Source organism: Gemmatimonadales bacterium (assembly GCA_030697825.1).
Taxonomy (GTDB): Bacteria; Gemmatimonadota; Gemmatimonadetes; order Gemmatimonadales; family JACORV01; genus JACORV01.
In genome coordinates this window covers 42,820-55,801 of sequence record JAUYOW010000135.1, presented here as the reverse complement: position 1 = coordinate 55,801, position 12,982 = coordinate 42,820, and the positions used below count along the sequence as shown (strand labels likewise).

Sequence of the window (12,982 nt, the reverse complement as noted above, 5' to 3'; positions counted from 1 at the left end):
ACCATGAGACCGCCATTCGCTTTTGCCGCTCTCCTCGCCGGTGCGCTGGCCGCGCCGCACCGGCTCGCCGGGCAGGCCGCCGCGGGCGGACCGATCGCCGACCGCTACCAGGCCGTGGCGGGCCGCATCATCGCCGAAGCGACGCGCGACAGCGCGGCGTGGCAGCGCCTCGCGCGGATGGTGGACACCTTCGGCCATCGCCTCAGCGGCTCGGCGAGCCTGGAGCGCGCCATCGACTGGGTCCTGGCCGAGATGCAGCGTGACGGGTTGCAGAACGTGCGCGGCGAGCCGGTGATGGTGCCGCACTGGGTGCGCGGGAACGAGTCCGCCGAGCTGGTGTCGCCACGGCCGCAGCGCCTGGCGATGCTGGGCCTCGGCGGAAGCGTCGGCACGTCACGCCGCGGCATCACGGGCGAAGTGCTCGTCGTGACCAGCTTCGCCGACCTCACGGCGCGCGCGGCGGAGGCGCGCGGCAAGATCGTCCTCTTCGACGTGCCGTTCACGAACTATGGCGCCACGGTGCGGTACCGGAGCGACGGCCCCAGCGCGGCAGCGCGGGCAGGCGCGGTGGCGTGTCTCATCCGAACGGTCGCCTCCTACTCCATCGGCTCGCCGCACACCGGCGCGCTCCAGTACGACTCCACGGTACAGCGCATCCCCGCGGCGGCGCTGAGCGTCGAGGACGCGATGATGCTGCACCGGATGAGCGATCGCGGCGAGCGAGTCGTCGTCCGTCTCACCATGGAAGCGCGAATGCTCCCGGACGCGCCGTCGCGGAACATCGTGGCGGAGCTGGTGGGGAGCGAGCGTCCCGAGGAAGTAGTGGTACTGGGCGGACACATCGATTCGTGGGACGTGGGGCAGGGGGCGATGGACGACGGCGGAGGCGTGGTCGCCGCGTGGGAGGCGGTGCGGTTGCTTCAGCGCCTGGGCCTCAGGCCGCGCCGGACGGTGCGGATGGTGGGCTGGACCAACGAGGAGAACGGGCTGCGCGGCGGCAACGCCTATCGAGACGCGCACGCCGCGGAGCTCGACAACCACGTTCTCGCGATCGAGGCCGACGGCGGCGTTTTCCGCCCGCTGGGCTACGGCTTCACCGGCTCCGACTCGGCGATGGCGCTAGTGCGGCAGGTGGCGAGCCTGCTCCGGCCCATCGGTGCGGATTCGATCTCCCGCGGCGGAGGCGGCGCCGACATCGGCCCCATCATGCGGCGCGGCGTCCCCGGACTCGGCCTCAACGTGGACGGCACTCGCTACTTCTGGTTCCACCACAGCGACGGCGACACGGTGGACAAGCTCGACCCGCGCGAAATGGCGCAGTGCGTGGCCGCACTCGCGGTGATGGCGTACGTCGTGGCGGACCTGCCGGAGCGGTTGCCGCGGGGGACGGCGCCGGCTCCGGCACCGGCGCGGTAGTACAGGAAGACTACCGGCGGATGATCGGGCGGACGAACTGGTGACGGGACGAGCCGAGCTCGAGCGACTCGGCTGGAGCGAACGATTCGCGGCGCACTTCGCGCCGCACGCCACGGCTGGACGGACCCCCGCGCGCGTCGCCGTGGAGCATCGCAGCGTCTACGAGCTCCTCACCGAGCAGGGCGAAGCCGAAGCCTCGGTAGGCGGGCGCATGCGCCACGCCGCCGGCTCCCGCTCGGACCTGCCCGCGGTCGGCGACTGGGTCGCGTTCTCCCCGTCGTCCGGCGACGGGCCCGGGATCATTGACGCCGTGCTGCCGCGCTCGAGCCTTTTCACCCGCAAGGCCGCGGGACGCGAGCATGGCGACCAGACCATCGCGGCCAATGTCGATGTCGTCTTCATCGTCACTTCGCTCAACGCAGAGCTGAACCTGCGCCGCCTGGAGCGCTACCTCGCGCTGGCCTGGGAAAGCGGTGCGGCCCCGGTCGTGGTCCTGTCGAAGGCAGACCGCATGGTCGATACCGCGCCGATAGTGCGAGAGGTCGAGGCTGTCGCGGTCGGCGCGCAGGTGCACGTGACCAGCGCCAAGACCGGGCTGGGGGTGGACGCGCTGCGCGCGCACCTGCTCCCACACCGCACCGGCGCGCTCCTCGGCTCGTCCGGCGTGGGGAAAAGCACCCTGATCAATGCGCTCGTCGGCTTCGAGCGCCAGGCGACCGGCGAGATCCGCGAGGGGGACGACAAGGGCCGCCACACGACCGCGCGCCGCGAGCTGGTGCTGCTGCCGGGGGGTGGGATACTCATCGATACGCCCGGCATGCGCGAGCTTCAGCTCAGCGGCGCCGGCCCCGGGCTGTTGAGCGCCTTCGACGATGTCGAGTCGCTGGGCGAGCACTGCGCGTTCCGCGACTGCGCGCACGGCCCGGAGCCCGGTTGCGCCGTGAAGGCGGCGCTGGCCGAGGGGCGGATCGCCGCCGACCGGCTCGAGAGCTACCACAAGCTGGTGCGTGAGCTCGCGGCGCGCGCGCGCGGCGAGCACCAGGGCCCTGCCACGGCCGATCGAAAGGAGCGGTCGGCGGGTCGCGCGCTCCACAAGCATGTCAAGAAGAAACGCGATGGGTGAGCCCCCGCTTCCCGCCCCCCCGCCGACGATGAGAGGCCGCCTCGGCGTCATCTTCCTCACGGTCCTGATAGACCTCATCGGATTCGGGATAATCATCCCCATACTGCCGTACTACTCGCAGCGGTTCGGGGCGAACGCGCTGGGGTTCGGCGTGCTGATGGGCGCGTTCTCGGGCATGCAGTTCATCGCGACCGCGCTGCTAGGCCGTTGGTCGGACCGGGTGGGGCGGCGGCCGATCATCCTCGCGACGACCGTCATCAACGCTGCCGGTTACATCATGTTCGCGTTCGCTCCCTCCTTCGGCGTGCTGCTCATCGCGCGGCTGGTCTCCGGCTTCGCGGGCGGCAACATCTCCGCGGCGCAGGCCTACATCGCCGACGTCACCACCAGCGCGGAGCGGTCGAAGGGGATGGGGATGATCGGCGCGGCCTTCGGCATCGGCTTCACGCTCGGGCCGGCGATCGGCGGCATCGCGGGACACTATTGGGGGCACACCGGCCCCGGATTGGTGGCCGCGGGGCTCTCCCTCGGGAACTTCGTGCTGGCCTACCGGATACTCCCGGAGTCGCTCAGGGAAGAGCACCGGACCGCCACCGACTTCTGGCCGTTCAGGCACCTGGCGGAGGCGTTCAGGAACGCTCGATTGCGCCCGCTCCTGATCGTGTGGGCGCTCGCGCCCTTCGCGTTCGCGGGCTACACGGTGGCGCTGCCGTTATTCGCCAACACGACCTTCGGGTGGCACGAGCGGGACCTGGGGTTCCTGTTCACCGTCATCGGGGTCACCGCGGCGCTGGTGCAGGGTTGGCTGTTCGGGCGACTGGTGCGCCTCACCGGTGACCGCGCGCTCTTGATCCTCGGTCTGTTCGGTATGGCGGCCGGCGTCGCCGCGGTGCCGTTCCTGTCTCGGGTGCCCGTGCTCTACGGCTGGACGGTCGTGCTGGCCTTCTCGCAGAGCGTGTTCTCTCCGGCGGCCACCGGCATGGTGTCCGTCCTGGCGGGCCCGGCGGAGCAGGGAACGGTCCTCGGAGTCGCGCAGTCACTCAGCGCTCTGGGGCGCCTGCTCGGCCCTGTTGCGACCGGAGCATCATACGACCGGGCCGGCCCGATGACGGCGTTCGTCGCGGCGGCGGCGGTAATGGCTATTGGCGGCTTGGTCGCGTTCGGCGTGCCGCGAAGCAATCCCGCGCGAGGCAGTGGCTGACTCCCCAATGCTTTGCTTCATGAACCGCTGTTGCACTTCAAACTTGATACTAAACAGCAGCGAGGCGGCACCTAGGTGCGGGCACCTACCGGGCGTGGGTGCCTTCAGTAGGAGGTCCTACTTCTCGAGCACCGCCTTGCGCGAGAGCCTCATCTTCCCGTGCTCGTCGACCTCCAGCACCTTGACCGTGACCGAGTCGCCCTTCTTCACGACGTCTTCGGTCTTCTCGGTGCGGCCGTGCTGGAGCTCCGAGATGTGGACCAGTCCCTCCACCCCGGGCAAGATCTCGACGAACGCCCCGAAGGCCGTCGTCGTCTTCACCTTGCCTTGGTAGGTCTTCCCGACCTCCGCCTCCTGTACCTGCGCCTCGACCATCTCGTGGGCCTTGGCGCCCGCCTCGCGGCCAACCACGAGGGCACTGCGGAAGGCGTGGAGCCGACGGGTTTGCTCCAGGATCTGTTGGGCTAGGCTTGCCGAGGTAAAGGAACTGGAGCTCGGGATCTGGGTTGCGAGCGTTTCGATAAGCTCAATTGCATCGATATCGGGTGCCTTTGGAGTGCCGTCCGTCATTGTCTTACCTCCTCAGCAAGGCTCTTAACAGCAGTTGCAAGAGCGTCCTTCGTATCGGTGAGGGCCTTCTTCTCTCTATCGAACACGCGCCGTTCGACCTCCGCAGTAAGTAGTCTACCGCCGCCGATTCCCGTGAGCAATGCCGCGAACAGCTCAGAGACTCGAAGTAGAGGCTGCGGAGCCGCCGGATCGATAGGGCCCATGAGAACTGCCGCGGCCATCGGGCCGTATAGGCCCCAGAAGACGAGAGCCGCTATGCCCCCTATGAGCACGTTCCCGACCCAGCCAGGCCTGTAGACCCGCGCTTCGGGATCGGTGTACGGCAAGCGCAACTCGCCAGCAATCGCCGCATTGGTAATGCCACCGATACACCCGGCAACGAAGATGATTAGGAGAATGAGCCACGCGGTCATGGTGCCGCCTAGGTGCGTGTGAGTAACCGCTGCTGCCTAACAGAGTGGTTTTAACCTGTGAGCCGGCGTCGTGGCCGCGCCGGTGCGCGGTTCCTGAACCACTTACCGCCTGGTCGCCGGCGCGGCCAGCCGGCTCCGCAGGTTCAAATCCTAACTAGGCGGCCCACCCGGAGACTGGCCTCAGGGCATCGATTCAAGACGGCGCTCGAAGTCTTGCAGATTTCCCGTTTGCGGGGTCGAATATCGTGACCCAGACGCCGCCTTCGGCCGCGACCTCTGAGGACACGCGTAATCCAGCCGCAGCGAGGGCCCGCATGAGAACATGGGGCTCGAGCTCACCAACGCGAAAGACGTTCGTCTCGTAGCTTAAGCCCTGCTGGTGAATCTGTACGAGCACCCCAGGGCGTGCGTCGTTCTGCCCGGAAGGAGAAGGTAACCCGACAACGATCTCGACAAGCAACTCGTCGTTCGCTACACCTGGGTAATCCTGCTGAAAGACTCGCGACAGAACTGCGAGACCGGTCGGGAACTCGCCAACGCCTGTGCCGGAAAAAGTGACCGTATCGGCCACTCGGCTAGAGAGAGAAGATTGCTCACCAATAAGCACCGCGAGCGCCGAGAGGAGCGCAAGGAACTGCTCGTCCTGCTTGCCCTGAACTGATGATAGGGCAGCGGACTCGAGCCGACTTCGTAGCTCGGCTTCCTCCTCCATCAAGCGAGCGCGGCTCCGATCCGCAGCTTGGTCGAGCAATGCAAGCACAACAGCTACTATGAGAGAAACGACTGAAATCGCCGCGCCTATCGCCGTCAATCGGCTGGGAAGGCTCCAGTTACGCCATTGGGACGATGAAGGCAAGTAGCGCACAATCCTTCTCCAGTCAATCGCGTCCAACGGACAGTCCTCGATCTCTAGCGGGCCGCCTAACGCGCCGGATAACCCGTGGGTGGAGCCGGCACGCGCGTTGCCACGGCGAAACGGGAATCGACTCCGCCATCGGGTTCGTCCGGAAGTTAGGCCGCATACCGCTCGAGTGCCTTTCCGACCCTGATGAGTTGCTCATAAGATAATGCGACGTTCGCGGCAAACCAGGCGTCGTCCATTCAGGGCGCTCGCCACCACTGTCACTGTCCCGGCGGACGGTTTGTCGAACTTCACGATCATCAAGGTCGCCGTGTCGTCGGCTGAGCCAGCGACACGTCCGTGAGCCAGCAGATCGCGAACGTCTACCACTGCGGGGTCGACGCATAGTGAGGTGTCGCGCGGGCGGACGTCGTCGTTGAATTTCCTGACGAGAGTGCCGAGGGTGTCGTAGTTCGAGAATTCGTCAGCGTTGATTACGTCGCCGACGACGAGATCCCAATACGAATGCGACTGTTGCTTCGCCGGTCTCGGTTTCTCCCCAATCTTGAGCAGATAGACGCGAAGAACCGCCTCCAGGGATTGGAGGTTGCCAACAAGCTTCCCCAGTTTCAGTGCGTGGTCTGTCGCCATGCCTGGCTAACCAGGTCTTTACTAGCAATTGGGCTTCACGTCCAAAACCACAACCGCTGCGAAGCTCGCGTGATAGCTCGGCCCCGTAGCCGAGTTAGCCTGCAAGACTCGCGATGATATGCAGCGGCCGGCGCCGGCGCCACCGTTCCCCCGGGCCGGTCGCAGCGACGCCGTTCAAGGTGCGCTCACGCCACCAACCGGGCAAGCCGGCCCGCCCACCCGGCGCCTATCCGCTTAGGCATAGGCGCGTCGCGCGTGCGGCGCCATCGGTGGTCGAGCGTGAGGCGCGCCCTGGCGGACTACTACGTCGCGATGCGGCACGCCCTCATGCTCGCCGAACGGCCAATGGCCATCGGCCAACGGCCGCTCTCAGCGCCCCGCGAACTTCGGCAGCTGACCGCGGTGCCGCTTCAGAAACTCCTCGTACAAGTGCGAGTCGGTGTAGTCGCGCATTTCGCAGATCTTTTCTCCGCGGAACCGGATCGCGGCGCAGGTCCGCTGGTCCATCACGTCGGACGGCGCGCTCTTGAGCCAGCTGCGCTCGCGGATCTCGACGATCACCCGGTCCTCGGCATCGTACCACGAGCGCTCGAGGTCCTCATACCCCCAGTCGGCCGCACCCAGTCCGGGTTCGCGCTGGTCGAAGGCGCGCAGCACCGCCTCCTTGCCACGCCACTCGCCGCCGATCGGCGGTGCGCCCGCGACCCAGTACACGACGTCGTCGGTGAGGTAGCCCGCTACCTCGTCCATTCGCCCCGCGAAAAGCGCCTTCTCGTACGCCTTCGCTACCCGCATGCGCTCGGTCATGTCGTCGCCGCCTCTCTCGCCACCAACGATTGTGCTTTCCGGCCCGCGCGCTCCATCGGCTTGCCCATCTCTGCGCGGTGGCGGTCCACGATCCCCCAGAAGTCGATCGCGCGCCCCGCCAGCTCACGCGCGGCGGTGCGGAGCGCTTCGCTCGCCTTCACCTGCCGCACGTTGGTCTGCATGTCCTCGGCGTCCCATCCGCGCGAATGGGCGATGAATGGGAAGGGCGGGAAGACGAAGCCCAGCTCCGACCAGAAGGTCATCATCCCGCCCGCCACCGCCTGGATGTTGTCCTGCCCGCCGGTGATGATGAACGACGCGACCTTGTTCCCGATCAGGACGTTGTTGTGGATGGTGATCTGGTTCTGGATGCAGTTCATGCGCTCGATCATCTTGAAGTACAGCGACGAGGCGCTGCCCCACCGGATCGGCGTCGCGATGAGCACCACGTCGGCCCAGTGCACCAGGCCCTCGTACACTACGGTGAGCTGGTCATCGGGGTCGCGCTCGGTGATCGCGCACGGCCAGGTACAGGCGCGCGCCGCTTTCGAGTAGTTCCCCTCGCAGGGACGGAACTTCAGCTCGTTCAAGCGCACCAGCTTCGTCTCGGCGCCCCGCTCGCGGGCCAGGTCCAGGGCGTGGCCGAGCAGCGAGTCCGATGTGGAGTAACGCGGATTGGCGTCGTCCATCGCGGTGGTGGAGATGCCCAGTACCCGGGCCGGCGCGCCGGCCGGCTTTTGGTGCCCCTCGAGGAGGTGTGACGGCTTGTGCTTGACGAGCTTGCGGGGCATCACGGGCGGCGTGGCGACGTAGACGCCGTCCTCTCGGTCCTCTACCTCGAAGACCGGCACCTGCTCCTCGTCGTAGCCCTCGGGTCCCTTGCCGGTGATGACGCTGTACTCCCAGCCGTGCCACGGGCACATCACGAACTCGCCGCGAACCTGCCCCTCGCACAGCGGTCCGCCCTGGTGGTTGCAGCTGTTGCCGATCGCCCGGAACCGTTCCTCGTGGAAGAAGACCGCGATCTGGTGGCGCTCCAGCTTGACCGTGAACGGGACGCGCGCCAGCAACTCGGACTTGCCGCCGAGGAGATGCCATGCGGGCATATGGGGCTCCTTCCTTGACAAGGAACTTCTTGGGGGGAGAATACGTTTTATTACTGGTCCCCGCATCTACCGCTCCGATTCGCCATAACGGAGATCACATGGCAGAGGTTCCCGCACCGGTCGAGGCGGCTCGGCGGAACGGAGCGCGGACGGAGCGCATGGCGGCGGAGGTCCGCGCCGGCCTCATGGCGCCGCGGCCCTGGCTCCCCAGCAAGTACTTCTACGACGACCGCGGGAGCCGGCTCTTCGAGGCCATCACGGCGCTCCCCGAGTACTACCAGACGCGCACCGAAGAGCGCCTGCTGGAGACCATCGCCGCCGAGGTCGTCGAACGAGTGCGACCCTCGGAGATCGTGGAGCTCGGTTCAGGCGCCGGCCGCAAGATCGGCCTGCTGCTGGATTCGATGACGCGCGCGAAGCGGCAGGCACGCTGCCGGCTGTTCGACATCAACGCGTCGTTCGTGGCCGAGTCGGTGCGCCGCCTGGCGGCGCGCTATCCGGCGGTGGACGTCCGCGGCTTGGTGGGAGACTTCACCGAAGATCTGTCGGCCTTAGGGCCCGGCGGCGGGCGCCTCGCGGTCCTCTTCGCGGGCACTATCGGGAACCTGCATCCCGATGAGGTCCCGGCTTTCCTCTCGCGGGTCAGCGCGCAGCTGGCGCCGGGCGACGGGTTCCTGGTCGGCGTGGACCTGGTGAAGGACCCGGTGCGCCTCGAGGCCGCGTACAACGACACGGCGGGCGTCACCGCCGAGTTCAACCGCAACATCCTGCGGCACCTCAACACCGAGCTGGGCTCTGACTTCGATCCTGACGCGTTCGCGCACGTCGCCTTCTACGACCGCCGGCGCGCGTGGATCGAGATGAGGCTCGCGGCCACGCGCGTCTCGCACGTCCGCATTCCCGCTGCGGGCCTCGTCCTCGACTTCGCGCCCGGCGACGAGATCCGAACCGAGATCAGCTGCAAGTACACGGCTGAGTCGTTCGCGGCGCTGCTGGCCGGCACGGGGCTGGCGATCGAGCGGTGGTACACGGACCCGGAACACCTCTTCGCGCTGGGGCTGCTCCGCCGCATGGCGAACGGGGCGGCGGCATGACGGCCGTGCTCGCGTCCGACACCTCCCTCCGCGAGCGGCTCGAGGCCGCATGGGAGCGCTCCGACAGTATCTTCGCATTGCTCACCGACCAGGCACTGCTCGCGCGGCCGATCGCCCTCCGACAGCCATTCATTTTCTACGTGGGCCATCTCCCCGCGTTCGGATGGAACCAGGTGTGGCGCGGGGTGCTCGGCCGCGAGCCCTTCGACCCGGCCTTCGACGCGCTGTTCCAGCGCGGAATCGATCCCGTGGGAGTGGATGCCTACGAGCCCGCTAACCCCGCCGACTGGCCCCCGCCGGCGCAGGTGCTGGCGTACCGCGACCGGGTGCGTGACGCGATACGTGCCGCGTTCGGCGACGTGGCGGCGCTCGAGGGGCGGGACGTGCTCGCCGACCGCGGGCGGATCTGGCAGATCGTGATCGAGCATGAACTGATGCACCATGAGACTCTCCTCTACATGATCCAGCAGCTGCCACCGGCGCTGAAGCTGAAGCCGCGCGATCTCCCGGCGTACCGGACCCAAGGGGCGGCAGCCAACGGCGACGTCCCGGTCCCAGGCGGTGCGGTGACGCTCGGCGCCGACTTCGAGCGGACTCAGTTCGGCTGGGACAACGAGTTCCCCGAGCACCACACGCGCGTCGCGTCGCTGACCATGGACCGAACGCCGGTACGAAACACCGAGTACCTCGAATTCATGGAAGCGGGCGGGTACGAGCGCGCGGAGCTCTGGGCCGAAGACGACTGGGCGTGGCGGTTGCGCGTGGGGCACGATCATCCGACGTTCTGGGTCCGGGGCGGCGCAGGATGGCGCTACCGCACCCTCTTCGACGAGCTGCCGCTGGATCAGGTCGCCGATTGGCCGGTGTACGTGAGCTGGGCGGAGGCGAAAGCGTACGCGCAGTGGAAGGGGGCCGCGCTGCCGACGGAGGCCGAGCTGCACCGCGCGGCGTATGGAACGCAGGACGGAGGCTCGCGCGCCTATCCGTGGGGAGACACCGCGCCTGCCCCGGAGCACGGGAACTTCGGTTTTCGAAACTGGGCGCCGACGCCGGTGGGCGCGCACCCGGCGGGCGCGAGCGCCTGGGGCGTGCTCGACCTCGTCGGTAACGGGTGGGAGTGGACGGAGAGCCGGTTCGGGCCGTTCCCCGGATTCAAGGCCTATGCGCGCACCTACGCCGGGTACTCGGCCGATTTCTTCGACGACCAGCACTACGTGATGCTCGGTGCGTCGTACGCGACCGACCCGGCACTGGTGCGCCGCAGCTTCCGCAACTGGTTCCAGCCGCACTATCCATACGTGTTCGCCAAGTTCCGGTGTGTGCGCCGCGCCTGAGGGGGCCGTAGCAGAACCCGTCGTCTCGCTGCGGGGCGTCGCCGTCCGGCTGGGCGGGCACGACGCCGTGCGCGACCTCACGCTCGACGTCCGCCGGGGGGAGACCCTCGTCCTGTTGGGCCGCAGCGGCTCCGGCAAGACCACCACGCTCAAGCTCATCAACGCCCTCCGGAGGCCGACGGCCGGCGACGTGCTCGTCGAAGGCCGGTCCACCCGCGACTGGGAGCCTCACCGGCTGCGGCGGCGCATCGGCTACGTGATCCAGGAAACCGGGCTCTTCCCGCACTTCACGGTGGAGCGCAACGTCGGCCTGGTGCCGGCGCTTGAACGGTGGGAGCCCGCGCGGACCCGCGGGCGAGTGCGGGAGATGCTAACGCTCGTGGGACTCGACGCCGATCGCTACTCGGCGCGGTTCCCGCACGAGTTGTCCGGCGGCCAGCGGCAGCGGGTGGGAATCGCCCGGGCTCTCGCCGCCGACCCGCCGCTCCTGCTGCTCGACGAACCGTTCGGCGCCCTCGATCCGCTCACCCGTGCCGAGCTTCAGCGGGAATTCGCGGACCTCGCGGGGCGACTCGGCAAGACGATGGTGTTCGTGACGCACGACGTGCGCGAGGCGGTCCGCCTCGGCTCGCGGCTCGCGCTGTTCGCCGAGGGCCGCGTCGTGTTCCTCGGGACGCCACCCGAATTCCGCGGCGCCGAGCATCCGGAGGCGCGGGCCTTCGCCGCGGTGCTCGCGTCGTGAGCCTGCTCGACTTCCTCTCCCGGAACCGCGCGGAGGTGCTGCACCTCGCCGGCCAGCACCTGCTCATCGTGGTCGCCGCGACCGGCGCCGCCGTCCTGGTGGGCGTGCCGCTCGGAGTGCTGCTGGCCAGGCGGCCCTCGCTGAGCGGCCCGGTGCTGGGCGCCGCCAACGTCCTCCAGACGATCCCGAGCCTCGCGCTGTTCGGCTTCCTCATCCCCCTGCCTTTCCTGGGAGGGATCGGCGCGCGGACGGCGATCGTTGCGCTGATCGTCTACGCGCTCCTGCCGATCATCCGCAATACCTACACGGGGATCCGCGGCATCGATCCGGCGGTGCGCGAGGCCGCGCTCGGCATGGGGATGACCGATATGGAGATCCTCCGCCAGGTGGAGATGCCGCTCGCGATGGGCGTCATCATGGCCGGGATCCGGGTGGCCACGGTCGTGGGGATCGGAATCGCCACGATCGCGGCGGCGGTGGGCGCCGGCGGTCTGGGCGTGTACATCTTCCGCGGGGTGGCCATGGTGAACGACACGCTCATACTTGCCGGGGCGCTGCCGGCGGCGCTGATGGCGCTGGTCGCGGATTTCGTATTGGGGCGCTTGGAGAAGGTGTTGACGCCGAGAGGGATGAGGTGACCTACAAGGTGATGAGGTGATAGGTATAGGTGATAGGTGATGAGGTGATAGGTGATAATAGGTGATAGGTGATCATAGGTGATAGGTGATAGTTGATAATAGTTGATGAGGTGATGGGGGTCATGATGCGAAGGTCGGTACTGGTGGCGCTCGTCGTGGTCTCGGCATGTGGGTGGGGCGGCGACCGCATCGTGGTGGGATCGAAGAATTTCACCGAGTCGGACATCCTGGGCGAGATCGTCGCGCAGCAGATCGAGCGGCGTACGGCGCTCACTGTCGAGCGGCGGTTCCACCTGGGCGGGACGTTCGTGTGCCATCAGGCACTCACGGCCGGCCAGATCGACCTGTACGTCGAGTACAGCGGCACTGCGCTCGTTGCGATCCTCGAGCAGCCCGTCATCACGGACCCCGACACGGCGTTCGCGAAGGTCCGCGGCCTCTACTCGCGGCGATTCGGTGCCGACTGGCTCCCGCCGCTCGGCTTCAACAACACCTTCGCGATGATAGTCCGGGCGAACGATGCGGCTGGGATCAGCACGGTTTCCCAGGCGGCGCTGCGGCCAAGGCCGTGGCGCGGCGGCTTCGGCTACGAATTCATGGAGCGCGCCGACGGGTTCGCCGGCCTCCAGAGAGCATACGGCCTCCCGTTCGCAGGCCCACCGCGGGTGATGGACCTCGGACTGACGTATCGCGCCCTCGCCGACAGCCAGGTCGACATGATCGCCGGGAACTCCACCGACGGGCAGATCGAGGCGCTGCACCTCGTGGCACTGGAGGACGACCGGCACTACTTCCCACCCTACCAGGCCGCGCCGGTCGTACGAGTCGAGACGCTGCGGCGCCATCCCGAGGTCGGCGCCGCGCTGCGGGAGCTGGCGGGCCGGATCGACGACGCCACGATGCGGCGGCTCAACTACCTCGCGGACGTGCGGCACCGGGACATAGTGGCGGTGGCGCGCGAGTTCCTGGCCACACTCCCCTGAAGGCCGAGGGCCCGCTAGCCGCTTCGGTTTCTTGCCGCCCGTCCAGAGGCGCCACATCTTTGC

At 67.9% G+C, this 12,982-nt stretch carries 14 protein-coding genes; 8 read left to right on the top strand and 6 right to left on the bottom strand.

The features are described 5' to 3' along the window. Positions 1 to 3: 3 nt before the first annotated feature. The 3 genes from Q8Q85_07100 to Q8Q85_07090 are packed head-to-tail and all read left to right on the top strand — an operon-like array spanning position 4 to position 3,740. Positions 4 to 1,416: a M28 family metallopeptidase gene (locus Q8Q85_07100; protein MDP3774021.1), complete on the top strand. Its 1,413-nt coding sequence runs from the start codon at positions 4 to 6 to the stop codon at positions 1,414 to 1,416. A gap of 40 nt (positions 1,417 to 1,456) precedes the next feature. Then, the gene (rsgA, locus tag Q8Q85_07095) at positions 1,457 to 2,539 is read left to right on the top strand and encodes a ribosome small subunit-dependent GTPase A (protein MDP3774020.1); all 1,083 of its coding nucleotides are present in this window, start codon (positions 1,457 to 1,459) and stop codon (positions 2,537 to 2,539) included. 28 nt (positions 2,540 to 2,567) lie between these two features. After that, positions 2,568 to 3,740, top strand: coding sequence for an MFS transporter (locus Q8Q85_07090; protein MDP3774019.1), 1,173 nt, complete (start codon positions 2,568 to 2,570; stop codon positions 3,738 to 3,740). Between the two features lie 117 nt (positions 3,741 to 3,857). On the opposite strand, the gene Q8Q85_07085 is transcribed toward Q8Q85_07090, so the two are convergent. The 6 genes from Q8Q85_07085 to Q8Q85_07060 all read right to left on the bottom strand — a co-directional run bounded on the left by Q8Q85_07085 (position 3,858) and on the right by Q8Q85_07060 (position 8,128). Beyond that, a complete protein-coding gene (locus tag Q8Q85_07085) occupies positions 3,858 to 4,310 on the bottom strand; it encodes a S1 RNA-binding domain-containing protein (GenBank protein ID MDP3774018.1) in 453 nt (150 codons plus the stop codon). Continuing rightward, positions 4,307 to 4,723 (bottom strand): hypothetical protein, encoded by a 417-nt coding sequence (locus tag Q8Q85_07080; GenBank protein ID MDP3774017.1) that lies wholly within the window; start codon positions 4,721 to 4,723, stop codon positions 4,307 to 4,309. Before Q8Q85_07080 ends, Q8Q85_07085 begins: the two co-directional genes overlap by 4 nt. A 193-nt stretch (positions 4,724 to 4,916) precedes the next feature. Next, complete coding sequence (locus Q8Q85_07075; GenBank protein MDP3774016.1) at positions 4,917 to 5,615, bottom strand: hypothetical protein; 699 nt, start codon at positions 5,613 to 5,615, stop codon at positions 4,917 to 4,919. A 165-nt stretch (positions 5,616 to 5,780) separates the two neighbouring features. Further along, positions 5,781 to 6,215, bottom strand: a complete 435-nt coding sequence (locus Q8Q85_07070; GenBank protein ID MDP3774015.1) for a hypothetical protein — start codon at positions 6,213 to 6,215, stop codon at positions 5,781 to 5,783. A gap of 369 nt (positions 6,216 to 6,584) precedes the next feature. Continuing rightward, positions 6,585 to 7,022, bottom strand: coding sequence for a nuclear transport factor 2 family protein (locus Q8Q85_07065; protein MDP3774014.1), 438 nt, complete (start codon positions 7,020 to 7,022; stop codon positions 6,585 to 6,587). Further along, positions 7,019 to 8,128 carry an NAD(P)H-dependent oxidoreductase gene (locus tag Q8Q85_07060; GenBank protein ID MDP3774013.1) on the bottom strand — a complete coding sequence of 370 codons (1,110 nt, stop codon included), beginning with the start codon at positions 8,126 to 8,128 and terminating at the stop codon, positions 7,019 to 7,021. The genes Q8Q85_07065 and Q8Q85_07060 overlap by 4 nt, the downstream gene beginning before the upstream one ends. 98 nt (positions 8,129 to 8,226) lie before the next feature. Here Q8Q85_07060 and egtD point away from each other — a divergent pair, with 98 nt between their 5' ends. The 5 genes from egtD to Q8Q85_07035 all read left to right on the top strand — a co-directional run bounded on the left by egtD (position 8,227) and on the right by Q8Q85_07035 (position 12,919). Beyond that, positions 8,227 to 9,222, top strand: coding sequence for an L-histidine N(alpha)-methyltransferase (gene egtD, locus Q8Q85_07055; GenBank protein MDP3774012.1), 996 nt, complete (start codon positions 8,227 to 8,229; stop codon positions 9,220 to 9,222). Continuing rightward, positions 9,219 to 10,556, top strand: a complete 1,338-nt coding sequence (locus Q8Q85_07050) for an SUMF1/EgtB/PvdO family nonheme iron enzyme (GenBank protein ID MDP3774011.1) — start codon at positions 9,219 to 9,221, stop codon at positions 10,554 to 10,556. The genes egtD and Q8Q85_07050 overlap by 4 nt, the downstream gene beginning before the upstream one ends. Then, positions 10,540 to 11,298 (top strand): ATP-binding cassette domain-containing protein, encoded by a 759-nt coding sequence (locus Q8Q85_07045; protein ID MDP3774010.1) that lies wholly within the window; start codon positions 10,540 to 10,542, stop codon positions 11,296 to 11,298. Before Q8Q85_07050 ends, Q8Q85_07045 begins: the two co-directional genes overlap by 17 nt. After that, positions 11,295 to 11,936 carry an ABC transporter permease gene (locus tag Q8Q85_07040; protein MDP3774009.1) on the top strand — a complete coding sequence of 214 codons (642 nt, stop codon included), beginning with the start codon at positions 11,295 to 11,297 and terminating at the stop codon, positions 11,934 to 11,936. Before Q8Q85_07045 ends, Q8Q85_07040 begins: the two co-directional genes overlap by 4 nt. Positions 11,937 to 12,058: 122 nt before the next feature. Further along, positions 12,059 to 12,919 carry a glycine betaine ABC transporter substrate-binding protein gene (locus tag Q8Q85_07035; protein ID MDP3774008.1) on the top strand — a complete coding sequence of 287 codons (861 nt, stop codon included), beginning with the start codon at positions 12,059 to 12,061 and terminating at the stop codon, positions 12,917 to 12,919. The last annotated feature ends 63 nt before the right edge of the window (positions 12,920 to 12,982 follow it).